Annotated in this window: 25 protein-coding genes; 19 read left to right on the forward strand and 6 right to left on the reverse strand. The window is 67.7% G+C overall.

The genetic code is table 11. From position 1 onward, the window contains the following. Positions 1-57: 57 nt before the first annotated feature. The 19 genes from fliF to RBB34_RS06010 all read left to right on the forward strand — a co-directional run bounded on the left by fliF (position 58) and on the right by RBB34_RS06010 (position 17,485). The gene (gene fliF / locus RBB34_RS05920; protein ID WP_306118275.1) at positions 58-1,695 is read left to right on the forward strand and encodes a flagellar basal-body MS-ring/collar protein FliF; all 1,638 of its coding nucleotides are present in this window, start codon (positions 58-60) and stop codon (positions 1,693-1,695) included. Next, entirely contained in the window at positions 1,692-2,441 is a 750-nt protein-coding gene (locus tag RBB34_RS05925; RefSeq protein WP_306118276.1) for a hypothetical protein, read from the forward strand. Before fliF ends, RBB34_RS05925 begins: the two co-directional genes overlap by 4 nt. Beyond that, positions 2,438-3,781: a MotB family protein gene (locus tag RBB34_RS05930; RefSeq protein ID WP_306118277.1), complete on the forward strand. Its 1,344-nt coding sequence runs from the start codon at positions 2,438-2,440 to the stop codon at positions 3,779-3,781. The genes RBB34_RS05925 and RBB34_RS05930 overlap by 4 nt, the downstream gene beginning before the upstream one ends. After that, positions 3,778-5,025 (forward strand): hypothetical protein, encoded by a 1,248-nt coding sequence (locus RBB34_RS05935; RefSeq protein ID WP_306118278.1) that lies wholly within the window; start codon positions 3,778-3,780, stop codon positions 5,023-5,025. Before RBB34_RS05930 ends, RBB34_RS05935 begins: the two co-directional genes overlap by 4 nt. Continuing rightward, entirely contained in the window at positions 5,022-6,503 is a 1,482-nt protein-coding gene (locus RBB34_RS05940) for a flagellar hook-length control protein FliK (protein WP_306118279.1), read from the forward strand. Before RBB34_RS05935 ends, RBB34_RS05940 begins: the two co-directional genes overlap by 4 nt. Before the next feature lie 190 nt (positions 6,504-6,693). After that, a complete protein-coding gene (locus tag RBB34_RS05945; protein ID WP_306118280.1) occupies positions 6,694-7,449 on the forward strand; it encodes a response regulator transcription factor in 756 nt (251 codons plus the stop codon). Positions 7,450-7,485: 36 nt separating this feature from the next. Continuing rightward, the gene (locus RBB34_RS05950; RefSeq protein WP_306118281.1) at positions 7,486-8,742 is read left to right on the forward strand and encodes a flagellar hook protein FlgE; all 1,257 of its coding nucleotides are present in this window, start codon (positions 7,486-7,488) and stop codon (positions 8,740-8,742) included. Between the two features lie 52 nt (positions 8,743-8,794). Further along, positions 8,795-10,258, forward strand: coding sequence for a flagellar hook-associated protein FlgK (gene flgK / locus RBB34_RS05955; RefSeq protein WP_306118282.1), 1,464 nt, complete (start codon positions 8,795-8,797; stop codon positions 10,256-10,258). Between the two features lie 4 nt (positions 10,259-10,262). Further along, on the forward strand, positions 10,263-11,303 hold the full coding sequence (locus RBB34_RS05960) for a flagellar hook-associated family protein (protein ID WP_306118283.1): 1,041 nt from the start codon (positions 10,263-10,265) through the stop codon (positions 11,301-11,303). A gap of 31 nt (positions 11,304-11,334) precedes the next feature. Continuing rightward, entirely contained in the window at positions 11,335-11,682 is a 348-nt protein-coding gene (flaF, locus tag RBB34_RS05965; RefSeq protein ID WP_306118284.1) for a flagellar biosynthesis regulator FlaF, read from the forward strand. Next, positions 11,679-12,128: a flagellar biosynthesis repressor FlbT gene (flbT, locus tag RBB34_RS05970; RefSeq protein ID WP_306118285.1), complete on the forward strand. Its 450-nt coding sequence runs from the start codon at positions 11,679-11,681 to the stop codon at positions 12,126-12,128. Before flaF ends, flbT begins: the two co-directional genes overlap by 4 nt. A gap of 4 nt (positions 12,129-12,132) precedes the next feature. Then, positions 12,133-12,528, forward strand: a complete 396-nt coding sequence (gene flgD / locus RBB34_RS05975; protein ID WP_306118286.1) for a flagellar hook assembly protein FlgD — start codon at positions 12,133-12,135, stop codon at positions 12,526-12,528. Between the two features lie 41 nt (positions 12,529-12,569). Then, positions 12,570-12,836, forward strand: a complete 267-nt coding sequence (gene fliQ, locus RBB34_RS05980) for a flagellar biosynthesis protein FliQ (protein WP_306118287.1) — start codon at positions 12,570-12,572, stop codon at positions 12,834-12,836. 162 nt (positions 12,837-12,998) lie between these two features. Then, the gene (gene flhA / locus RBB34_RS05985; RefSeq protein WP_306118288.1) at positions 12,999-15,083 is read left to right on the forward strand and encodes a flagellar biosynthesis protein FlhA; all 2,085 of its coding nucleotides are present in this window, start codon (positions 12,999-13,001) and stop codon (positions 15,081-15,083) included. Further along, on the forward strand, positions 15,080-15,835 hold the full coding sequence (locus tag RBB34_RS05990; protein WP_306118289.1) for a flagellar biosynthetic protein FliR: 756 nt from the start codon (positions 15,080-15,082) through the stop codon (positions 15,833-15,835). Before flhA ends, RBB34_RS05990 begins: the two co-directional genes overlap by 4 nt. A 1-nt stretch (position 15,836) precedes the next feature. Then, the gene (locus tag RBB34_RS05995) at positions 15,837-16,250 is read left to right on the forward strand and encodes a hypothetical protein (protein WP_306118290.1); all 414 of its coding nucleotides are present in this window, start codon (positions 15,837-15,839) and stop codon (positions 16,248-16,250) included. A gap of 7 nt (positions 16,251-16,257) precedes the next feature. Next, positions 16,258-16,641 carry a hypothetical protein gene (locus RBB34_RS06000; protein ID WP_306118291.1) on the forward strand — a complete coding sequence of 128 codons (384 nt, stop codon included), beginning with the start codon at positions 16,258-16,260 and terminating at the stop codon, positions 16,639-16,641. After that, positions 16,638-17,015, forward strand: coding sequence for a hypothetical protein (locus RBB34_RS06005; RefSeq protein ID WP_306118292.1), 378 nt, complete (start codon positions 16,638-16,640; stop codon positions 17,013-17,015). Before RBB34_RS06000 ends, RBB34_RS06005 begins: the two co-directional genes overlap by 4 nt. Continuing rightward, positions 17,012-17,485: a hypothetical protein gene (locus RBB34_RS06010; RefSeq protein ID WP_306118293.1), complete on the forward strand. Its 474-nt coding sequence runs from the start codon at positions 17,012-17,014 to the stop codon at positions 17,483-17,485. Before RBB34_RS06005 ends, RBB34_RS06010 begins: the two co-directional genes overlap by 4 nt. Positions 17,486-17,488: 3 nt before the next feature. On the opposite strand, the gene RBB34_RS06015 is transcribed toward RBB34_RS06010, so the two are convergent. The 6 genes from RBB34_RS06015 to RBB34_RS06040 are packed head-to-tail and all read right to left on the reverse strand — an operon-like array spanning position 17,489 to position 24,292. Then, positions 17,489-17,914, reverse strand: coding sequence for a hypothetical protein (locus tag RBB34_RS06015; RefSeq protein ID WP_306118294.1), 426 nt, complete (start codon positions 17,912-17,914; stop codon positions 17,489-17,491). Between the two features lie 54 nt (positions 17,915-17,968). After that, entirely contained in the window at positions 17,969-19,021 is a 1,053-nt protein-coding gene (locus RBB34_RS06020) for an ABC transporter ATP-binding protein (protein WP_306118295.1), read from the reverse strand. Next, a complete protein-coding gene (locus RBB34_RS06025; protein WP_306118296.1) occupies positions 18,948-20,318 on the reverse strand; it encodes a hypothetical protein in 1,371 nt (456 codons plus the stop codon). Before RBB34_RS06025 ends, RBB34_RS06020 begins: the two co-directional genes overlap by 74 nt. Before the next feature lie 3 nt (positions 20,319-20,321). Further along, positions 20,322-21,551, reverse strand: a complete 1,230-nt coding sequence (locus RBB34_RS06030; protein WP_306118297.1) for a carbohydrate ABC transporter permease — start codon at positions 21,549-21,551, stop codon at positions 20,322-20,324. Beyond that, positions 21,551-22,891, reverse strand: a complete 1,341-nt coding sequence (locus RBB34_RS06035; RefSeq protein WP_306118298.1) for a sugar ABC transporter permease — start codon at positions 22,889-22,891, stop codon at positions 21,551-21,553. Before RBB34_RS06035 ends, RBB34_RS06030 begins: the two co-directional genes overlap by 1 nt. A 57-nt stretch (positions 22,892-22,948) precedes the next feature. After that, positions 22,949-24,292 carry an extracellular solute-binding protein gene (locus tag RBB34_RS06040; protein WP_306118299.1) on the reverse strand — a complete coding sequence of 448 codons (1,344 nt, stop codon included), beginning with the start codon at positions 24,290-24,292 and terminating at the stop codon, positions 22,949-22,951. Between the last annotated feature and the right edge of the window lie 34 nt (positions 24,293-24,326).

The following is a 24,326-nucleotide window of genomic DNA, read 5'->3' on the forward strand; positions in this document are numbered from 1 at the left end:
CGATCACCCTCGCGCAAGTTTGGACCGCTAGGCTCGTCGCGTTCTCAGGAGCGTGCCGTGCCCGAACAGCTCAAGACGCTTGTCGCCAATCTCAATGCGCTCGGTCCGCGCCGGCTGATGCTGCTGGGCGGCATCTTCGCGCTGGTGCTGGCGAGCGTCGTCATCGGCTCGGTGGTGCTCAACCGGCCGACCTTCCAGCCGCTCTATGTCGGCCTGGAGCGCGACGACGTCACCCGCATGGGGCTGGCATTGGGCGAGGCGGGCATCGTCTACGACGTCAATGCCGAGGGCACGACGCTGCTCGTGCCGGCCGGGCTGACGGGCCGGGCGCGCATGATCCTGGCCGAAAAGGGCCTGCCGTCGAGCGCCGGCGCCGGCTACGAGCTGTTCGACGACCTGGGCTCGCTGGGCCTGACCTCCTTCATGCAGGAGGTCACCCGGGTGCGCGCGCTCGAAGGCGAGATCGCCCGCTCGATCCAGACCATCAACGGCGTCAAGGGCGCGCGCGTGCACATCGTGATGGCCGAGCGCGGCAATTTCCGCCGCGCCGAACAGGTGCCGACCGCCTCGGTGATCGTGCGCTTCGACCGCGCCGGCGTCGAGAGCCGGGCCAATGCGATCCGCCATCTGGTGGCGGCGGCGGTACCCGGCATGATCGCCGACAATGTGACCGTGCTCGATTCGGCCGGCCGGCTGCTGGCCGCCGGCGAGGACCCGCTGACCAATTCGGCCAACAGCGCGATCGGCATCGAGGCGACGGTCGAAAACCAGGTCGCCGACGGCATCTATCGGGCGCTGGCGCCGACGCTGGGCAACGCCAATTTCCGCGTCAGCGTGCAGGCGCAGATCAACACCGACCAGCGCCAGGTCGAGGAGACCGTGTTCGATCCCGACAGCCGGGTCGAACGGTCGGTGCAGATCGTGCGCAGCCAGGACCAGGCGACCGAGGAAAGCGAGGGCGATCCGGTCACGGTCGAGCAGGGGCTGCCCGAGGATCCGGCCACCCGCGATGGCGGTTCGGCGAGCACCGAAGAGCGCAGCGAGCGGCGCGAGGAAACCACCAATTACGAGCTGAGCTCCAAGCGCACGGCCGTCGTCTCGAACGGCTACAGCATCGACCGGCTGTCGATCGCGGTCGTCGTCAACCGCTCACGGCTCGCCGGGGCGGCCGAGGGCAGCGTCGATCCGGCGCTGATCGAGCAGCGCATCGCCGAGATCCGCACCGTGGCGGCGGCCGCGGCCGGCATCGTCGAGGGGCGCGGCGACGTTCTCAATGTGACCGCGCTCGACTTCGTCGAGGGCGCGATCGTCGATGGGTCGGAGGCGCCCGGCGCGCTTTCGACCATGGGCGAGCATGTGGGCACCATCGTCAATGCGCTGTCCTTCGTGATCGCCATCCTGGCGGTGATCTTTCTTGCGGTGCGACCGCTGATCAACGTCTTGCGCTCGGGCGATTTCGCCGAGCAGGTGGCGCGGGTGGAAGCCAGGCAGCCCGCCGCCATGCTGGGCAGCGGTGCCGATGCCGAGGCCGCGCCCGAGCCGGCGCGGCCCACGGCTCCGGCCGCGCGAGAGGCCGATGCAAGGCTGCAGCTCAAGCCCGAGCCCGAGGATCGCCTGTCGCGCATCGTCGAGATGAACGAGGAGCGGGCGGCGGCGATTCTGCGGCGCTGGCTGAACAATGAGGCGCATGGATGAGCGGCGATGACGCGTTCAGCGCGCTGATCGATTTCGCCCGCGAGCGGACGCACAATGAGGGCGGGTCGGCCCGGCCCTTCGTGCCGTTCTTCGGCGAGGAGGCGCCACCGCACCGCTTCGACGACCTGCCGCGCAGGCCGGCGCACGGGGAACGGCGCGACTATGCGCGCGCCGAGCCGGCCAGCCGGCCGCAGCCGCCCGATCCCGAAACGCCGGCGCGGCCGAACGGGGCGCACAATGCCGGCGCCGAACCGTTTCCGCCCGAGGCCGATGAGCCCGCCGCGCCGCCGCCACCGCCCGAGCCGAGCGCGGAGGAACTGGCGGCCAAGGCGCGCGTCGCCGAACTGGAGGCGGAGATCGACAACCTCAACCAGGCCCATCAGCGCGAAGTCGCCGATCTGGTCGCCGGCGCGATCGCCGGCCTGCCCGGCAAGGTGACCCAGGCGGTCTCGGCGCAGTTGGCCGGCGTGGTCGAGGCGGCGGTCATGGATCACATCGAGACCCGGGCGCTCAACGCCTTCATCGAGCGGCTGGGCGCGCTGATCGAGCGCGAGAACGCGGTGAAGGTCAAGGTGAGCGGCCCGCAGGCGCTGCTCGACAGGCTCCGCGCGAACTGGTCGGCGCCGATGCCGCTGCCCGAACTCGTCGCCGGCGACGAGGTCGAGCTTGTCGCGCGCGTCGACGAGACGGTGCTGTCGACCCGGCTCGAAGAGCTGCGCGCGATCGTGCGCGGGGAGCGGTCATGAACGGGACGGAGAACCATCAGGAAATCATCATCATCAAGCGTCCCCAACATGGCGAGGATGGCCATCATGGTGGGGCGTGGAAGATCGCCTTTGCCGACTTCATGACCGCGATGATGGCCCTGTTCCTGGTGCTGTGGCTGATCAACGCGGCCAATGAGGAGACCAAGAAGGCCGTGGCGAGCTACTTCAATCCGGTCAAGCTCGTCGACCGCAACCGCTCGGTCAGGGGCCTATACGACGCTCAGGGCATGCAGGAGATCGATATCGTCAATCCCGAGGGCGAGCGCACCGGCGCCGGCGATGCGCCCGAACAGGGCGGACGCGAAGGCGAAACGAGCGGCTCCGGTGCTCCCGGCCAAAGCAATGGATCGGGGGCGCAGGGCGATGCGGATTCGGCGTTCTTTGCCAATCCCTACGAAACGCTCGACGCGATCGCCCAGGCCCATGCCGGCGGCGGCGAGGCGCAGGCGGCCAGCGAGGACGCAACCAGCAGCTGGATGGCGGCCGACGATGGCGAGCCGACCGAGACGTTCCTCGACCCCTTCGCCCCCGAGCGCTGGTCGGATTCGGCGCGCAACGAGCAGGTCCAGCCCGACGTTCCGCTGACCGGTATCGGCGATATGGGCGAACTGGCCGGCGCCGAGCCGACGACCGAAATCCGCGACGCGCTCGGCGAGGGCGAGGGGCTTTCGGCCAGCGACGGGCAGGCCGGGGCCGCCGGCGGGCCGATCCAGACCGATGTCCAGTCCGCCGAGGCCGGCGAGGCGACCGCCAGGGCCGATGCCGCCGAGCCGGGCGATGCGGCGGGCGCCGCCGGTGCCGACCGGGACGGCCAGGACATGGCCGAAGCCGCCCCGACGCTGGAGCAGACCGCCCAGACACTGCGGGATGAAATGCGCCAGGCGCTGGTGGAGGCGTTCGGCGAGGACAGTCCGATCCCGGCCCAGCTTACCGTCGAGGCGGGCGATGGGGCGGTGCTGATCTCGGTCACCGACAATCTCCAGATCGACATGTTCGGGGTCGGTTCGGCCGTGCCTTCGGGCGATCTGGTGGTGGCGCTCGAACGCATTGGCGCGGTGATCGCCGGGCGGCCCGGCGGGATCCGCATCGAGGGTCATACCGATGGCCGGCCCTTCGCTTCGGGCGAATACGACAATTGGCGGCTGTCGGCGGCGCGCGCGCAGGCGGCCTATTACATGCTGGTGCGCGGCGGCGTCGAAGAGGCGCGCTTTCGCCAGGTTTCCGGGCTCGCCGACCGCGATCTCGCCGTGCCGTCCGATCCGTTCGACGCGCGCAACCGGCGCATCGATATCCTGCTCGAAGTGGAGCGCGGGCAATGAGAGCGCCGCTTGCGCGCGCCGGCATCGTGCTGGCTGTCTGCCTGCCGGCTGGCGCTGCGATGGCGCGGCCGGACCTGCCGACCGCGCCCAAGGCGGCGGTGCGCTCGCTCCATCACATTCAGGATGCCATTGCCGGCGGCGACGCGGCGGCGTTCACGATGCAGACAAGCACGCTCAGGGTCGTCGATGCGCTGTTCGCCAATTTGCGCCCGCAGGCGCTTGACGATGCCGACACGCGCAAGGCGCTGTTCGTCTATGCCGTCAGCGGCGGCAATCCCAGGACCTTCGCGCGCCTCTACCCGCCGCTCAGCGAACAGCTCGAGGGGCGCGACAAGCGTGTGCTCAACGCCGTGGCGGCGACCGTGCTGCGTCGGCCGGTCGGCGAAGAGGGCGCAGTGTCGCCGCGCGAGGCCGGCGGCATGCTCGGCGGCGGACTGGCGCTGCTCGCCGGCATCAACGCGTCGGACCTGGCCCGCCGGATCGCCCATCTCGACGATGCCCGGCTTCTGGCGCCGGGCACGCTGATCGAGGAGTCCGCGCTCAGGCGGCTTATCGGGATTCATGGCCAGGACGATGATCCGGAACGATTTTTCGTGCTTTCGAGCCGGTATGTGCGGACCTTCGTAACCTCGCCCTATGCGTCGGATTTCGCCGAGACGTTCACCGCCGCTGCCGCGCGGCTCACGCAGCCGCCGCACCATGCGCGCCTTGGCGAGATCGTCGGCTTCATGCCGCCGGCGCATCGGCGCGCCATCGTGGTGCGGCTGATGCGGGCGGCGACGGTGCGCGGCAATTTCGCGCTGGTGCGATCATTTGAAGACCGGTTCGGCGCCGAGGTGGCCGCAAGCGCCCGCGGTGGCACGCAGACCGCCGAGGCCCAGACCGATGCCGCCCGCAAGCGCCTGTTCTCGCTGATGGCGGGAATCGCGTCCGAGGATCACGACACCGTGGCGCGCGCGCTCGAGCGCATCGACGCCGACCAGCTCATGCCGGCGGACCGGCAACTGCTCGAGGCGGCGCGCGCCATCACCCGCGATATCGGCCGGCCGGCCACAGCGGACGGGGTGCAGGCCGGCGCGCCCGGCGCGAGCCGGTTCGGCACGAGCGCTGACCCGCTGCTGCCGCCTGACCTGCCGGTCGCGACCGACGCCGAAACGCTCGACCCGGAACTGGAATCGTTCATCACCAACGCCCGTTCGGTGCTCGAGGGTGTGGACGCCCTGCTCGAGGAGACGGCGCAATGACCATGGCGGGACCCGGTCCGGTCTCGGTGCGGCCGGTGCCGGCGCAGGCGCAGCCGGCCAGAGCCCAGCCAGCCTCGGCCGAGGGCTTCACGGCGGCGCTCGCGGCGAGCGGCGGGCGCGCGCAATGGAGCGACCCGCAGGCGCCGAACCCGGGCGGCAAGACTTTCAAGCAGGTCGAGGCCGAGCCGGGCAGGGGACGTCCGGTCGTGGCGATGGCGCCATCGGCGGTCGGCGAGGACAATGGCGGGGACACGCAGACGCCTGTTTCCGACGAGGACGCGGCGCACATGAACCCCGAGGCGCCGGCGCGCCCGGTGCGCATGGAAACGGCCGGCCCGATGCGGGGCACCGAGCCCGAAGCGGTGATCGTGGCCGTGCGCGAGACCGGGACGCCGGCGGCGGAGTCCGAGCCGGCCGGGCGGCGCAGCGAGGCGGTCGAAGACGTCGCCGTGTCGCAAAGCGAGGCGGACGCCGATCGCCGGTCCGATGCCGTCACAACCGCCATGGTGGCGCTGGCCAGCCTGGCGACGATGCAAAGGACCGCGACGCGCGCGGACGGCAAGGGCGCGCCGCTCCATGACACCCACCCTGTCGTCGCCGGGGCGGCCGGCGATTCCGACATGCCGCAAACGCCCGCTAAGGCGGGTCCCGTCGCCGCCGATGCCCTTGCCAAGGCCGCCGATGCCCTTGCCAAGGCCGCTGCGCCATTGCCGGTCGGCGGGAGCCTCAAAGCCGGCGCGCAGGTGAGCGAACCGCCGGTTCAGGTGCTCGAACCGCCAAGGGCGGACGGGGCCGGCAAGCCTTCCATGGCCGATAGCGGACGCAACGCAGCGGCCGAGAGCCTGCCGAAAGCGCCGCCGCCGGTGTCGCCGGCATCCTCATCGCCGCCGCCGCTGAAGACGCCGGTCGCCGATGCGGCGGGGCCGGTGCCCGGACCGGCGCCGGGCGACGGGCAGAGGCCGCCGTCCGTTCCGGTGCCGATGGAGGTCGAAGCGCGGGCGCAATCGGCGCTGCGCGAGACCATCGCCGCCCATGTCGGCCGGGTCGGCACCGTTCCGGCTGCCGGGCAGACGGTCAGCGTGCTGCGGATTCAACTTCAGCCGGCGCATCTGGGTCAGGTGAACGTGACCATGCGCGTCGTCGACGGCGCGTTGACCGTGCAGCTTGCCACCGAGACCGAGGCCGCCGGCCGCATGCTGGCCTCCGACCGCGACGGGCTTGCCGGCGTGCTGCGGGCGCTGGGCGGCCAATTTGCCTCCGCGCAGGTCGAGATCGGCGGCGAGGTGCTGCAGCGCTTTGGCGCCGATGACGGGCCGGGCCGCCAGAATGCAGGCGGGGCGCGTGGCGACGAGGGCGCAGCCGGCGGCCGGTCGCGTGGCGATGGCGGGCGCGGCGAGACCGATGGACAGCGGTCCGAACCGGGCGCAGACACAATGGCGCGGCGGGATCAAGACGGGGCCGGGCGAATCATCATTTGATGGTAAACGAGCCGTTAACGCCGCCGCCGCGGCGGCGCGATTGCCCGCATGACGGGACGTCGGTTGCGTTCGAGCGCTCCGGTTTCGATTCGTTTGCATTTCGCAATAGGCGAAATTTTGGGGGTACGAGGGGATTCCGCCCGCCGGTACCTCTATTGCATCGGTAGGGGACTGAATTGGCGGAATAACAATGATTGTTATAGTTGACGACCGGTGCGCGGTTCTGGACGCGTATCAGGGAATGTTCTCGCGTATCGGGTACTGCGTTTATGGGATGAATTCTCAGTCGGTATTTGACTGGATCGAGACATGCCCCGCAGAAGAACTGGAGACGATCGAGTCGTTTCTTGTCGGCAAGGTCGACGACGAGGACAGGCTGATCAATCTGCTGCGTGCGCGGACCCGCGTGCCGATCATCGCCATGCTCGAATCCGGCTCTCTGGACGAGACCTTGCAGCGTTTCGATGTCGGTGCGGACGACGTCGTGCGCAAGCCGGTTCATGTGCGCGAGATCCTGGCGCGGATCTCGGCGATCCGGCGCCGCGCAGAGGACTCCAAGACCTATATCGATCTTGGCCGGTTGCGCGTGTTCATGGACGGGCGCGACCCGCTCGTCGACGGCAAGCCGTTTCCGCTGCCGCGCCGCGAGCGCCGCGTGCTGGAATATCTGGCCGGCAATGGCGAGCGACGCGCCTCGCGCACGCAGGTCTACAACGCCGTTTATGGCGTGCTGGAAGATCATGTCGAGGAATGCGTGATCGAGAGCCACATCTCCAAGCTGCGAAAGAAGCTGGCCAAGGCGCTGGGCGCCAATGTCATCGACTCGCGCCGTTACCTGGGATACCGGCTGTGCCTTGAAGGCCTGCGCGCGGCGCCGGAGGGGGCGGACGGGCCGGCCAGGGCGGTTGCGGCGGCACAGCAGCCTCGGGCAAGCTTGGCCGTGTAGCCTTTTTCGCAGCAATGCGAAAAGGGGAGATGCGCAATGAGTCTTTACGGCATGATGCGCACCGGCGTGTCGGGCATGGAGGGTCAGTCCAACAAGCTGGCCACCGTTGCCGACAATGTCGCCAACGCCGATACCACCGGATACAAGAAGATGGGCGTGGAGTTCTCCTCGCTCGTCGTCAGCAGCCAGCCCAACAGTCATACCTCGGGCGGCGTGATCAGTTCGGTGCGCCAGTCGGTGACCCAGCAGGGCGTACTCGAATTCACCAGTTCCGAGCTCGATCTGGCCGTTGACGGCAACGGCTTCTTCGTCGTGCAGGACGCGGACGGCAACGCCTTCATGACGCGGGCGGGCTCGTTCGTGCCCGATGGCGAGGGTCGGCTGGTCAATGCGGCCGGCTATTTCCTGGCCGGCTACAGCTATGCCGATGGCGAACCGGGGATCGTTGCCAACAGCCTGGAGGGCATGGACCTGGTGCGGATCGACAATATCGAACTGGTCGCCGCACCCTCCCAGAACGGAACCTTCGAGGTCAACTTCCCGGTGGGCGCGGAGGCGGCGACCGGTCCGTTGCCGTCGAGCAATGCGGCCGGGGCCGAATACACCCAGAAATCCTCCATCGTCGCCTACGACAATGTCGGCCAGGTGAGGACGCTGGATGTCTACATGACCAAGACCGCCGCCGACACCTGGGAGGTGGCGGTCTTCGACAAGGACGAGGCGGCGCCGGGCGCCGGCTTTCCCTATGGTTCGGGGCCGCTTGCCACCCAGACGCTGACCTTCGATCCGGCCAATGGCAATCTGGCCGCGGGCAGTGCCACCGATCTGACGGTGACCGTGCCCGGCGGCGGCCCGCTCACCCTCGATCTGACCGGCAGCACGCAGCTTGGCGCCGACTTCACGGTCTATGACGTCGATGTCGACGGCAATCCGCCGGTGGCCGTGGAGGAACTGAACATCGCCGCCGACGGCACGGTCTATGCCCAGTACACGAACGAGACGCTGCGCGCGCTGTTCCGGATCCCGCTCGCCGACGTGCCCAGCCCGGACCAGCTCACGCGGCTTTCGGGCAACCTTTATGCGCCAAACGAGGAGACCGGCGATGTCCGGGTCGGCTGGCCGCAGCAGGGCACCCAGGGCTCGATCGTCTCGGGGGCGCTGGAGGCGTCCAATGTCGATATCGCCGAGGAACTCACCGAGATGATCCAGGCGCAGCGCAACTACACGGCCAATTCGAAGGTCTTCCAGACCGGTTCGGACCTGATGGACGTGCTGCTGACGCTGAAGCGATAGTCAAGGGCAAGTCGCCGCGACCGGTGCTGCCGGGCGCTGACCGGGTGCATGCATGACACTGACCGCCGCACTGAAGATCGCGCAAAGCTCGCTGTTCAACGTCTCCCAGCAGACGTCGCTGACCTCGCGCAACATCTCCGAGGCGGACAACGAGAATTACGTCAAGCGGCAGGCGCGCGTTGCCACGACCGAGTATGGGGCGCGGGTCTATTCGGTCGGGCGCGCGGAGGTGCCGGCGCTGTTTCGCGATTCGGTCAATGCGCTGTCCGACAGTGCCGCCCAGGGGGTCATCGCCGATACGGCCGGACGGCTGCGGACCATCGTCAACGGCGTCGACAACCAGGCATCGCCGGCAACCAAGCTCGATGCGCTGCGTCAGGCATTGCAGGTCTATTCGACAGACCCCTCCAATACCGTGCTCGGCGGGGCTGCGGCCGATGCGGCGCGCGAGCTGGCAACCGCCATCAACACGGCCTCGCAGGGCATTCAGGACCACCGGGCGCGGCTCGACCGCGATATCGCCTCGGGCGTTGCGCGGCTCGGCGAATTGCTGGCCCAGTTCGAGCAGGTCAACACCCGTGTCGTGGAAGGCACGCGCATGGGCCGCGACGTCAATGACGACCTGGACCAGCGCGACACGCTGATCAAGCAGATGTCCGAATTCGTCTCGGTCTCGGTGATGGAGCGCGGCGACAACGATGTCGTGCTGTTCGCCGGCCAGGGCATCATGCTGTTCGAGACCGTGGCGCGCGATGTCACCTTCGAACCGAAGACGGCCTACGCGCCCGGCATGACCGGCAACACGCTGCGCATCGACGGCGTGCCGCTGGTCGTCGGCCAGGGCGCCAATACCAGCGCCTCGGGCACGCTGTCGGCGATGATCCAGGCGCGCGATACGATGGCCGGGCAGGCGCAGGCGCAGCTCGACGAGGTGGCGCGCGGGCTGGTGGCGGCGTTCGCCGAGACCGACCAGACCGGCGGCGGCGCGCCCGACCGTGCCGGCCTGTTCACCCATGCCGGCGGTCCGGCGATCCCGGCCGCCGGGACCCTGGCGCCCGGACTGTCGCTGACGCTTTCGGTCAATGCCGCCTACGATCCGCTGCAGGGCGGCGATGCGGCCCGCTTGCGCGACGGGGGCGCCAATGGACCGGCTTATCTGGCCAATGCGAGCGGAGGCGTTGCCTTCGCCGACAATCTGATCGCGCTGATCGGCCGGCTCGATACGCCACTTGCCACCGATGCCGCGGCCGGGATCGCCGGCGACAAGTCGGTGACCGACTATGCGCGCGCCTCGATCGGCTGGATCGAGGGCCAGCGGCAGACGGCCGAGCGCGCCTCCGAAGCCAAGTTGGCGCTGCACCAGAAACTGTCGGGCGACTATCTCGAAAAGACCGGGGTCAGCGTCGACGAGGAAATGACAAAGCTGATCGCGCTCGAGCAGTCCTATGACGCTTCGGCGCGGATCATGGCGGTCGTCGGTCAGATGCTCGACAATCTGATGGCGGCGGTGAGGTGACGCCATGAAGGTCAATCACATCGCCACGCAGGCGCTGTTCAACCAGATGCGCAACGCGACCGCGCACATGCAGTCCGAACTGAGCCGGCTGCAGCAGGAGGCGGTGACCGGCCGGATGGCCGATGCCGGCCTGGCGCTCGGCGAGCGCGCGCAGGACCTGGTTTCGTTCCGTTCCGATATCGCCCATGTCGAAGGCACGATCGACGCCAATCAGATCGCCATGTCACGGCTCGACATGACCCAGACCGGCCTGGGACAGCTTACCGGGCTCGCCGATGGCATGGTCTCAACGCTCGGCATCTGGCTGGGCGAGGACGGCAAGGGTGCCGACGTTGCCAAGGCGGCCGCATCGGCGCTGACGGACATGACCGGCGTTCTCAACCTCAAGGTCAACGGCTCGCACATCTTTGCCGGGTTGAACACGCAGGCCGCACCCGTCGCCGAGCATGTCGGCGGGCCGGGCCAGGCGGCCTTCGAGGCGGCCTTTGCGAGCCATTTCGGCTTTGCCAAGACCGATCCGGCGGCGGCCACCATCACCGCCGCCGACATGACCGATTTCCTCGAAACGGTCATCGAGCCCGATTTCATGGGCGCGGGCTGGACGAGCCGCTACTCGTCGGCGACCGACGCGGTGATCAGGGCGCGGATCGGGCCGGAGGCGGTGACCGACGCCTCGGTGTCGGCCAATGAGGAAGCGATCCGCCAGCTTGCGCTTTCGGCGGTGGTCGCGCTGGAAAGTCACGGGGCGCCGCTTTCGGCGGAGGCACGCCGGGCCGCGGGCGAATTCGCGCTGTCGCGGGCAGCGAGCGCCAGCGGCGCGCTGGCGCAGTTGCAGGGCGATACCGGGCTGATCGAAGCGCGCATCGAGCGCCAGAACCAGGCCCTGGCCGGCCAGCGCGACATTCTTCAGACGATCGCCAACCAGATGGAGGCGGTCGACCGTTTCGAAGCGTCGGCCAGGCTGACGGGGCTGCTGACGCAGATCGAGGCCTCTTATGCCGTGACCGCCCGCATCCAGCAGATGAGCCTGGTGCGGTATCTATGACCAATGAACAAGTGAGCCGGGAAGAGCGCCGATGATCCAAGTGAACTATGCCGAAATCGAGGCCGACGCGCTGGCCAGCTCGCGCGAACGCGAGCAGCAATTGCTCGACCAGTCCATTGCCCTCATGCAGCGGGCCATCGAGCAGGGCCCGCAATCGATGGCGGCCGTCGAGGCGATGCACTTCACCGTGCGCATCTGGACCCATCTGCTGAACGATCTGGCCGGGCCGGAGAACGAATTGTCGGACGAGTTGCGGGCCGGGCTGATCTCGATCGGCATCTGGATCCTGCGCGAGGCCGAGGCGGTGCGGCAGGGCGATTCCGACAACATCGGCGAAATCCTCGACATCACCAGGATCATCAGGGACGGATTGCAATGAAAGGCAGCTTCAAGCTCTTCCTGAAGGCCAATGAAAAGGTCTTCATCAACGGCGCCGTCATCAAGGTCGACCGCAAGGTCGGTTTCGAACTGCTCAACGATGTCGACTTCCTGCTCGAACATCACGTCATGCAGGTCGAGGACGCGACGACGCCGCTGCGCCAGCTCTATTTCGTCATCCAGATCATGCTGATGTCGCCGAGCGAGAAGCCGGCCGCCCTGCAGCTCTACCGCGATTCGGTCAAGGCGCTCATGGCGACCTTCCAGGACAGGGCTATCGTCGACGAACTGGCACGGGTCGACGCGATGATCGGCGAGGACAGGCCGTTCGAGGCGCTCAAGCTGTTGCGGTCGCTGTTCGAGGCGGAGGCCGAGGTTCTTTCGGGCGAGGCGACACCGCTCGCCCGCGATGAGGCGCCGGTCAGGCGCGCTGCGGCAGGAGGTTGAGGCCATGAGCGATGTCAGCGCGATAGCGGGCGTGTCCGCAGCGGGCGCGAGCGCGCCGGCGAGCCGCACCACCGTCGACTACGAGGCGTTCCTGCAGCTGCTGGTCACGCAGATGAAGAACCAGGATCCGACCGAGCCGATGAGCAACACCGAATATGTGGCCCAGCTCGCCTCGTTCTCCAATGTCGAGCAGAACACCAAGGTCAACGACAAGCTCGACTATCTGATCTCGATGATGGGGATCCAGCAGGCCGGCGCCATGATCGGCCGCGCCGTGACCTCGCCCGACGGCGCCGTTTCGGGCGTGGTCAGCGAGGTGCGCATCTTCGACGACGGCATCGTCGCCGTGCTCGAGGACGGACAGCAACTGCCCGTCGGGCCGGGCGTGACGGTGCGCTGAACCGTGGCCCGGCGCGCCGATCCCAGCGACGGAGCCCGGTAATGGCCGAGGCCGATGTCATCGACATCGTTCAGCTCGCCATCTGGACGACGCTGGTGACGTCCGGTCCGTCGGTCGGCGCGGCGATGCTGGTCGGGCTCGTCATCGCGCTGTTCCAGGCACTCACGCAGGTCCAGGAAATCACCCTGACCTTCATACCGAAGATCGTGGCGATCCTCGTCACCATCGCCCTTTCGGCCGCTTTCATGGGCGCGCAGATCGGCCGCATGACCGAAGTGCTCTACGGGCGCATCGAGACGGGGTTCTAGAGCGGTCCGCCCTCACCGTCTTGCGCCGCAGCTTTCTTTCGTCACGCGCGGTCGCGCCCGCCGGTCAGCCCCGGACAAGCCACTCGCACCATGATCGCACGGCAAGTCGACCCGCGCCGCAAGGGGCGGGCGCCGCCCCGACCAGCGGTTCAGGAGAGCGTCTTGGCCAACGCGCAGATCCCCGCGCAGATCCCGTCCTTTTCGGGCAGCGACGTCACGTTCGCAATCGGCATCATCATGGTGCTGTCGCTTCTGTTCCTGCCCATCCCGGTCTTTCTGATCGATCTGGGGCTGGCGGTGTCGCTGGCCTTTTCGGTGCTGATCCTGATGGTGGCACTGTGGATCCCGCGCCCGCTCGATTTCTCCTCGTTTCCGACCATCTTGTTGATCTCGACCATGCTGCGGCTGTCGCTGAACATCGCGACGACGCGGATGATCCTGTCGGAAGGTCATGGCGGGGTCGATGCGGCGGGCAATGTGATCGCCGGCTTTTCGCGGTTCGTCATGAGCGGCGATTTCGTCATCGGGCTCGTCGTCTTTCTGATCCTGGTGGTCGTCAACTTCGTCGTCATCACCAAGGGCTCGACGCGCATCGCCGAGGTCGGCGCGCGGTTCACGCTCGATGCGATCCCCGGCAAGCAGATGTCGATCGATGCGGATCTTTCGGCCGGCACGATCGATGACGCCGAGGCGCGGCGCCGGCGCAAGGAGCTCGAGGAGGAGAGCTCGTTCTACGGCTCGATGGACGGCGCGTCGAAATTCGTGCGCGGCGATGCCATTGCCGGGCTCATCATCACCTTCATCAACATCGTGGGCGGCATCGTCATCGGCTATACGCGCCATGGCATGTCGATGGGCGAGGCCGCCGACGTCTTCACCAAGCTGTCGGTCGGCGATGGGCTGGTCAGCCAGATCCCGGCGCTGATCGTCTCGCTCGCCGCCGGCCTTCTGGTCTCCAAGGGCGGCAATCAGGGCTCGGCCGACAAGATCGTCTTCGACCAGCTTGGCAACTATCCGCGCGCGCTCTATGTCGCGGCCGGTCTGCTGCTGATCCTGGCGTTCATGCCGGGCCTGCCGGCGCTGCCCTTCCTGATGCTGTCTGTGGCGATGGCGACGGTCGCCTATATGCGGCCATTGTTTCGCGCAGCCGCCGAGGAGGAGGAGCGCAAGGCCGAACAGGCGCGACAGCAGGCGCAGGAGCGCGAAAGCCGCGACTCGGTCAAGAGCTCGCTCGCCGTGCCCGAAATCCAGCTTTGCCTGGGCAAGCAGCTCGCCACCCAGCTCGTGCCCAAGCAGCAGGACATGGCGCATCGCATGAAGCAGATGCGCAAGCGCTTTGCCGCCGAATACGGCTTCGTGGTGCCCGAGGTGCAGCTCGTCGACGAATACGACATGCCGCCCAAGGCCTATCGCATCAAGATATACGGCACGAGCGTCGCCGAGCATGAAATGCGGCTTGGCGAACTGCTCGCCTTTGCCGAACCGGCCGAGATCATGGGCATTCCCAACACGGCGGTGCGCGAGCCGGCCTTCGGCGGCGAGGCGCTGTCGGTGATGGAGACCTTCCGCGACGATCTGCGGCGCATGAACGTGCCGGTCGCCGACAGCGTGTCGGTCATCCTGACCCATCTGAGCGAGGTCGTGCGCAACAATCTGCCGCAGCTGTTCTCCTACAAGGCGATGAAGACGCTGATCAACGACATGGAGCCCGAATACCGCAAGCTCGCCGACGAGATCTGCACGACGCATGCGACGTATCCGGGCCTTCAGGCCGTGCTCAAGCTGCTGCTCGCCGAGCGCGTTTCGATCCGCAATCTGCCGCTGATCATCGAGGCGGTGGCCGAGATCGCGCCGACCACGCGCAAGTCCGAGGCCATCGTCGAGCATGTGCGCTCGCGCATGAGCCAGCAATTGTGCGGCGATCTGACCGTCGACGGGGTGCTGCACATCATCCGGCTGGGCAATCGCTGGGAGCTGGCGCTGCGCGAGGGGCTCAAGCGCGACGCGGCCGGCGAGATCGTCCAGTTCGACATCGATCCGCGCCAGCTCGAGGAGCTCGGCGCCGCGCTCGGCAAGGAGATCGGCGAAAAGAAGCAGCGCCACGAAAAGGTCGCCATCGTCACCACGCCCGAGGCCAGGCCCTATGTGCGCATGATCGTCGAGCGCATGCATCCGGATGTCTCGGTGCTGTCGCATCTGGAAATCGGCAAGGGCATCGAGATCAGGATCGTGGGCACCTTGCCGTGAACGCGCTCGCCGAGGCCTATCTGGTGGCGGGATTCCTGCTGTTCTGCCGGATCGGCGCGGTGCTCATGGTCATCCCCGGCTTTTCCTCGGCGCGCGTTGCGGTGCGCATCCGCCTGCTCGCCGCCGTGGCGCTGACGATCGCGCTGTTTCCGCTGATGGCAGAGGAGGTGCTCGGCCGGCTGTCGTCGGCCGATGCGGGCGGGCTGGCGCGGGCGGTCGCCTCCGAAGTGCTGATCGGGGTCGCGATCGGGCTGATCGCGCGCATCTATCTGCTGGCGCTCGAATTCATCATGTCGGCGGTGGCCATGTCGATCGGCTATGGCGGCATGCTCGGCCCGCCGATCGAGGGCAGCGACCCGCAGGCGGCGCTGTCGGCGCTGGTGTCCTTCACCGCGCTGATGATCCTGTTCGCCGCCGACTTCCACCACATCGTGCTGCGCGCGGCGCTGTTTTCCTATGACGCATTTCCGGCCGGATCGATTCCCGACCCGCGCGTGCTGCTCGCCGATCTGGTCGACACGCTGGCGGTGACCTTCTCGATCGCGCTGCGCCTTGGCAGCCCGTTCATCGGCTTTGCCATCATCGCCAACATGCTGGTCGGCGCGCTCAACAAGCTGGCCGTGCAGATCCCGATCTATTTCGTCGCGCTGCCGGCCATGCTGCTGGGCGCGCTCGTCATCCTTTACTTCAACCTGCCCTTCGTGCTGACGGTGTTCGGCGACAATTTCGACCTGCTTTACCGGGGGTTCTGAGATGAAGCGCAGCGAAAAGGATCTGAGGCGTCTGGTCCGGGTGCAAAAGGCGGTCGCCGACAAGTCGCGGGCCGACCATCGCGCCGCCCAGGGCGCCCTGGCCGAAAACGCACGCGATCTCGCCGAACTGGAAGCGGCGGCGGCACGCCCGTCGGCCGACGTGCTGGCGATGATCGACCTTTACGTCGGGCAGGCCCGCAAGCTCGCCAATGAACGCGACAAGCTGGCCGCCGCCGAGCGGCAGGCGCGTTCACGGCTGATCGCCAAGGCCGCGCGCGTCAAGCCGCTCGAGCGCCGGGCGCGCCATGCGGCCGAGGACGAAGCGCGCTCTGACCAGCAAAAGCACATGGACGAACTGTTCGACCGGCGCGCGGCGGCGGCCCGTCAAGCTTCCCGCAAGCCAGGGCGGGCATGATGGCGTCATGGAACCGCTGTCCGCCCTTTCGACGATCGCCGCGCCCGGCGCGATCAAGCCGGCCGACCGGCCGCAAGCGCCCGAGCGGGGCGCGGCCGATTTCGCCGCAATGACGGGCGCGGGCACCCAGGCGAGCGAACGCCCGATCGCCGAGCGCCTGCCCGCGCCGGCCAGATCCGATGGGTTCAAGGGGCTGGAGACGATGATGATCCAGCAGATGCTCGCCGACATGCTGCAATCGCAGGAGGGCGGCTTTTTCGGCGAGGGGCTCGGTTCGGACTACTATGTGTCCTTCATGGCCGAAATGATCGCCAGCGAGGTGACGGACGGCATGGATCTGGGCATCGCCGCGCGGCTTGAAGGGCACTATGGTGGCGGAGAACGCGGATGACCGGTGAGGGCGCCGGCAGCGGGGCACGGGCGAATGCGCTGCGCCTGATCGATCGCCTCAGGGCCGTCATCGAGGAGGAGAACGCGACCATCCGGCGCGACCCGGGCGCCGATGTGAGCGGTTTCGTCGAGGCCAAGAATCGCGGGCTCTACGAACTCGAACTGGCCTTCACGGCGGGCGCGGCGCGCATGGACGACGCGGAAATCCGGGCGCGGGCCGGCACGCTCAAGGCGGCGCTCGATGACAATGAACGGCTGCTCGATGCCCATATCGGTGCCGTGGGCGAGGCGCTGAACCTGGTCGAGCGGGCAAGCGGGGCGGCAACGGGCGATGGTACCTATGCCAATCCCAGGCGGCCCAAGGGCTATCTGTGATCGCCCGGCTGGCCACCGCGCTGGTGACGCTGGTGACCTGCCTTGGCGGGCTTTACGCGGCGGTCGGCTTGGTGCCCGGCGATGCGGCGGCCGGGTCCGGCAGCAATGGCCATGGCGCGACGAGCGAATTGCGCACCGATTTCATCGCCACGCCGATCGTGGCGGCCGGCGGCATCGATGCCTATGTCATCGGCCGCTATGTGATCGATCTGGACAAGGCGGCCGGCAAGGCGCTGGACCAGCATGTGACGGTGCTGATCGAGCATGGCGTGACCAGCTATTTCTACCGGAACGCCGCGCAGACCTTCTGGCAGGGCGGCCCGATCACCGTGGCCGACATCTCCACGGGCCTGAAGGCCGAGATCAATCGCGTCGCCGGCCGGCCGCTGGTGAGCGAACTGACGATCCGCCAGCTCGACTATCTGCAGACCGACGAAGTGCGCCAACCGGTGATCTCGGTCGAGCGCTGAGCGTCAGCGGCCCGGCGTTTGGCTGGGCACGGCGAGAAAGTACTGCGCATCGGTGATCACCGATGGTCCGACCTGCTTGTCGCGATGGGACAGGCAGGCACGGCGCGGATTGTCGCCGGGCGCGATCGACGACAGCGCCTTGATCAGCAGGTCGTTGGTGCGGGCCGCGGCGACCTGGTACTCATTGTCCGAGAAATTGACCGGCAGGCTGGCGCGCGCGCTGATCTGGCAGAAGCCGACCCGCTCGGCGTCCTGGTAGATCGGAATGGAAACCGGCAGCAGCTCGGCGGTGCGGCTGGTCGGCGCGGACGACGCTCCGTCCGTGCCCGTTCGCGGTAGCAGCGGCCCGGGGGCGGCGCCCAGATAGACGCCGGACACGGCCATGACGATGACGACGGTGGTGATGATCGGAATGTCGAGTGCGCGCATGGCGGCTCCCTCGCGTGGCGGGCACCATGATCGCGCGCCAGACTTGCGCGGAGGTTACACGGCCATGTCGTCGGCGTCGAAGAAATGCAGATGGGCGGGATCGAAAGCCAGGCCCGTCGGCCTGCCGCGCATGCCGTCGGCGACGTCGTCGGTGCGCACGATGATCTGGCCGACATCGCCGCAATCGACATAAACGAAGGTATCGGCACCCAGATACTCGACCACCTCGATGCGGCCGTTGACGATCCCCTCGCCGGGCTCGGTCAGGGATATGTGCTCGGGGCGGATGCCGAGCTTGACGGCCGGGCGTTCGCGGTCGGCGCCGAAGGGGCCGCTGCCATGGCCGGCGATGTGGTATTGGCCGTCGCCGGTCGTGCAGGGCACGATGTTCATCTTCGGCGAGCCGATGAACTGGGCGACGAACAGGTTGTCGGGCTTCTCGTAGAGCTGGCGCGGCGTGCCGACCTGCTTGATGACGCCATAGTCGAGCACGACGATCTTGTCGGCGAGCGTCATCGCCTCGACCTGGTCGTGGGTGACGTAGACCATGGTCGTGCCCAGCGTCTCGTGCAGCTTGGCGATCTCGAAACGCATTTCCACGCGCAGTGCCGCATCGAGGTTGGACAGCGGTTCGTCGAACAGAAAACCCGTGGGCTCGCGCGTGATCGCGCGGCCGATGGCGACGCGCTGGCGCTGGCCGCCCGAAAGCTGCTTGGGCTTGCGCTCGAGATAGTCCTCGAGCTTGAGGATGCGCGCCGCCTCGGCGACCTTCCGGCGGATCTCCGATCCGGGCTTGCCGGCGGTCTTCAGCCCGAACCCCATGTTCTCGCCGACGGTCATGTGCGGATACAGCGCATAGGACTGGAACACCATGGACAGCTTGCGCTCGGAGGGCAGGGCGGCGGTGACGTCGCGATCGTCGATCAGGATCTGCCCGCGGGAGGCCTCCTCGAGCCCGGATATCAGCCGCAGAAGCGTCGACTTTCCGCAGCCGGACGGGCCGACGAATATGACGAACTCGCCATCGCCGATCTCAAGGTCGACGCCCTTGATCACCTGTAGCTCGCCGAACCATTTTTCCACCCTGCGCAGCGTGATCGATCCCATCGGTGCTCCTTTCTCGGTCCGTTGCCGTCGGCCCGCGTTCGCGCGACAGGTCGAGATGGACGGCCGCGGTCCAGGTGAAGTCCGGCCCGCCAAGGCCCTCGCCGGTCAGCGGGTCGAAATATTCGAAGAAACCGGACTGGCCGACCATGGCCAGCGTATCGCGACGGACGCGGCGGGCCAGATCGTCATGGCCGTGTGCGGCAAGGCCCCGGGCGATCATCCAGTTCATCACCGACCAGACGGGCCCGCGCCAGTAGCGGCGCTGTTCGAAGGCCTCGTGGCGCGGATCCCAGCTGGGGAAGGCGTAGCGGACGGCCTCGACGATCTCGGCGGCCTGGCGCAGCGTTTCGGCACGCTGCTCGGCGGTTCCGGCGCCGCCATAAAAGGCCAGCATGGAGGCGCTGCTCAGCGCCGGCGACAGCGTCCCGGTGCGCAGATCGCGGGCGACGAAGCCGCCGGCCGTATCGCTCCAGAGTGCCTGCGCCCCCTCGCCATCGCGGGCGATCCAGTCGGCGATGCGGCGGCGGGCCGGATCGTCGCCGAAGCGCTCGGCGAGCGCCATCAGGTCGCGATCGGCGCGCATGAGCACGAACTGCACGCATGGGTCGGCCATCAGGAACGGGCCATCGCGCGTCACCTTTTCATGGTCCCAGCCGCATTGGCGTCCGAAGGCGACGATCGCCAGATAGCGGTCATATGTGATGGCGTCGGGCCGGGTCTCGGCGTCGGCGACATCGGTGTCGCGGCGGCGATAGGCGCCGGGAGTGTCGGGCACCGCGATGCGTGCCATCGCCGCATCCCAGTCGGGGCAATTGTCGCGACCCGATTCCCATGGGTGGATGATGCCGACCAGGCCGGTTTCGTCCGGATCGCGATAGCGATGCCACCAGGCATGCCAGGCCAGCATCCTGGGAAACAGCCGGTTGGCGCGCGCGATATCGTCGCTGCCGCCGGTTTCGACCAGCCGGCGCACAACGGTCGCCGCCACCGGCGGCTGGGAGTGGCCCGAAGTGGGCGGGTCGGCATCGGTGCCCCAGACATCGGGGCCGGGGAAATAGTCCGGGTCGAGCTGGTGGAAGACGATGTGCGGGACCATGCCGTCGTCCCACTGGCCCGCAAACAGGGTTTCGAGCTCGCGCCAGGCGCGGTCGCGGTCGAAAGTGGCGAAGCCGAGCGCGGCGAATGCCGAATCCCAGTTCCACTGGAACGGATAAAGCCGCCCCGTCGGCACGGTGTAGCCGCCCCGGTCATTGGCGCGCAGGATGGCGCGGGCCCTCTCGTCGAGCGCGGCGGCCACCGGTCAGCCCTTCACGCTGCCGGCGGTCAGGCCGGAAACGAGGAAACGCTCGAACCACAGGAACAGGACCAGGACCGGGATGGTGGCGATCACCGCGCCGGCCATCAGGTGCTGGCGCGGCACTTCGGAGGAGTTGAGCGAGACGACCCCGCGCGACAGCGTGAACATGTCGATATCGTCCAGAAACATGAAGGCGAACAGGAACTCGTTCCAGGCGATCATGAAGACGTAGAGCGCGACCGAGGCGAGCGCGGGCAGCGACAGCGGCAGGGTGATCTTGCCGATCACGCCGGCGCGGGTCAGCCCGTCCATCAGGCCGGCTTCCTCGAGTTCGGAGGGAATGCCGCGGAAATAGCCCTGAAGCATGTACAGCGCGACCGGAATGGTGGTCGCCGGGTAGACGATCAGCAGCCCGGTCAGCGTGTTGCGCAGGCCAAGCTGCGAGAACACCGCATAAAGCGGGATCACCAGCACGATGGCCGGCACCATGTAGATCAGGAGGATGGACCGCGACAGGAAGGCCTGGCCGGGAAAGCGCAGCCGCGCCACCGCATAGGCGCCGGGCACGGCAAAGCTGAGCGTGATGATCACCGTGCCGATGGCGACGATCGCGGTGTTCATCAGGAAGGTGCCGAAGCTGTAGACGGTGAACAGTTCGATATAGGAGCGGAACAGCCCGGCCGGGCCCTGGGCGATATCGAGCGAAAAGTCGAGCGGATTGGCGAGCAGTTCGGACTGGTTCTTCAGCGACGTCATCACCATGACGTAAAAGGGCAGGGCGACCATGACCGTAAAGAAGACCAGCCCGAGCCCCTTGGCGAGCCGCAGCACGACGATCTCGAATTGGTAGCGCGTCAACCGACCGGAGGGCTGGGCGGCCATGGTGCGGTCGACGGCGAACCAGGTCAGGCCGACAAAGGCGGCAATGGCCGCCATCTGGGCGAGCGGGGCGGTGGCCAGTGGCAGGCCGAGCGGTGCGCCGAAGGTGGCGGCGGCCTGCACCAGAAAGACCGCAGCGATGGCCGCGATCGTCACGCCGAAAGTGCGGGCGGCCGGACGGAAGGCGGTGATCGTCGCGCCGCAGACCGCGCCGGCCAGCATGGCCGCGCCGACGGGCGGGGTCGTCGCCGCGCCCGAGACCAGCATGAACATCACGGCGGTGACGATCATCCACACAAGGCCCCACAGGGCGCCCGCGACGAAGCCGGTGAGGGTGCCAAGGCCCGGCTGCATCAGCCCTCATCCTGCGGCGAGTACTTGAAGATGACGATCGAAAAGCACAGCAGCACGAGGAAGACGACCACGGCGACCGCGGCGCCGGCGCCCAGATTGGAGATGGCGAAGGCCTGCTCGTAGACGTTGACGACAAGCGTGCGCGTGCCGGCCGCGCCGCCCGTCAGAAGGAAGATGTCGTCGAAATTGTTGAAGCTCCAGATGAAGCGCAAAAGGAACAGGATGGCGATGATGCCGACGAGCTGGGGCAGGGAAATGTACCAGAACTGCTGCAGCGGCGTGGCGCCGTCGACCTCGGCCGCCTCGTACATGTCGGCGGGGATGGACTGCATGCGCGCGAGTATGAACAGGAACGACAGCGGAAAGGAGCGCCAGGCCTCGATCAGGATGATCGTCGTCAGCGCGACGGGGAAGTTCACGGTCAGGCCGAAAAAGTCGACGGCAAAGGCGCGCTGACCCAGAAAGTTGACAGGCTGGTCGAGCACGCCGACCTGGCGCAGGATCGCATTGAGCGCGCCCGAGAACGGATCGAGCAGCAGCACCCAGGTAAAGGCGACGGCGATGACCGGCGCGACATAGGGAAACAGGAAGAGCCCGCGCAGCACGGTGCGGCCGGCAAAGGCGGTGTTGAGGATCTGCGCGGCGAACAGGCCCAGGATGATGGCGCCGAGCGTCGCAAAGACGGTGTAGTAGACCGTCACGCGCAGCACGTGCCAGAACTCGGCCGCCGAGAAGACCCGGTCGAAGTTTTCCAGCGTGAACTCGAAATTGGTCAGCACATTGTCGGCGGTGGCCTGGCTGGTCGCCGGGCTGTCGCGCACCGGCACCGGATCGGCGATATAGGCCGCGGTCGCGGTCACCTCGACGGCGATGGTCTCGCGATGGCGCGGTTCGACCCGGCCGAGTTCGCAGGTCAGTTGCCGGCCATCGAGCGCGCAACGCGGATCGAGGTCGCCGGTGACGGTCAGCCCGGCCGGCAGCGTGTCGGTGAAGGCGGTGTCGCGCAGCGGTTCGTCCTGCGACGAGTTGCGCAGCCGGTACTGCAGCGTCGCCACGTCGCCCGGTTCCACGAGATCGCCGCGCAGGCGCTCGTTGACGAACAGGCTCGCTGGCCTGAGGTCGCCCAGGCCGACGGGCTTGAACGAGATCCAGAAATTGGCGAGCAGCGGAGCCAGCACCACGGCCATGACGATGCCGAAGGTCGGCAGCAGCATGGAGTAGGCGAGGTTGCGTTCGCGCCGGGCGAGCGGTCCCAGCGCGGTCGGCGGTACCGGCGGGCGCAGTTCGGCCGCCCGCCGGGCAGTGTCGTCGAGCCGTTCGAGGTCGGACGTGCTGGCCATTGTGCGGCGCGTTCGATGCGCGGTCGGGGCGGACCGCCGGCCCGCCCCGAACCGGCTCTACTCGATCGCGCCGAGCTGCTCGTTCATCATCGACACCGCCGCCGAGGCGTCGATCTCGCCATCGATAAACTGGCGCACGATGCGGTTGATGACCTGGCTGTTGATCATCTTCGAGGCGAGGGCGAGCTGGTTCTCCTGAACGCCCCAGCGCGCCGCCGTCTCGAGGCCGACGGTGATGCTGCTCACGGTCTCCTCGGGGTAGAGCTCGGCCAGCGGCGCCTTGCGGTCGACGCCGACGGGAAGCCCGGACCAGCCCTCGACGAACCGGTCCGGATCATCCGGCGTGCCGCGCCGCACCGGGAACAGTCCCTCGGGCGCCATGGACAGGAATTCGAGATAGCCCTCGTCCATCAGGAAGCTGACGAACTGGGCCGCGACGTCGGTGTTCGCATCGGCGGTCACGCCGATATAGTTGATGCTGGCCCAGGCCGCGCCGTCGGGATTGGACGGGCCGGACAGCGTGGTGACCACCGCGGTCTTGGAGGCCAGTTCCGTCGAGGTCGGATCGTCATTGATGGTCGGCGGCGCGGAATCGCGCAGACCCGCCAGTTCATCGAGGATGAAGGGCGACCAGATGATCATCGCCGCATCGCCGGCGAAGTAGAGTTCACGCGATTGCTGCCAGAACAGGTCGCCGGGGGGCGAGGCTTCTGCCAGTGTCTTGTAGAACTCCAGCACTTGGGTGGTCGCGGCCTCGTCGAGCGGGGCGAAGCCGTCTTCGTCGACCGGCGAAACGCCGTTGGCCAGGAAGACGTGCTCGAGCACCTGGCTCATGAAGGCCTCGTCCACCTTGGTCGCCGCGACGAAACCGTATATCTCCGGCGGGTTGTGCAGTTCTTCGATGGCAGCGGTGATGTCGGCGTAGGAATCGGGCGCTTCGAGACCGGCCTGCTCGAACAGGTCCTGGCGGTAAAGAAGCATCTGCGTCCAGCCATTGACCGGAACGGCGGCGGTGAGCCCGTCGAAATCGGCCATGTCGATCGCGCCCTGCTGGAACGTGTCGGGGCCCAGGTCCTCGATGATCTCGTCATTGGTCTCGACGTCGAGGATGCCTGCTTCCGCCCAGGGCAGAACGTTGGGCAAAGTGTGGTAGATGACGTCGGGCAGGTCGCCGGCGGCGAAGGCGGCCGTCGCGCGCGTGGCCAGTTCGCTCTCGGTGACCGGGATGACCTCGACCTCATGACCGGTGGCCTCGTTGAAGGCGGCGGCGATCTGTTCCTGAACCTCGAGGCGCTCGGGCTGCTCCTCGGTCGTCCAGAAGCGGATCGTGTCGGCATGCGCCATAGTGACCGCCGATGCGGAAACCAAAAGTCCGGCTGCCAGTCTGGTGACGATACTCATTTCGCTAACCTCCCAGTGCGAAACCGCCGCCGGC

The organism is Roseitalea sp. MMSF_3546, assembly GCF_030732865.1.
Taxonomy (GTDB): domain Bacteria; phylum Pseudomonadota; class Alphaproteobacteria; order Rhizobiales; family Rhizobiaceae; genus Roseitalea.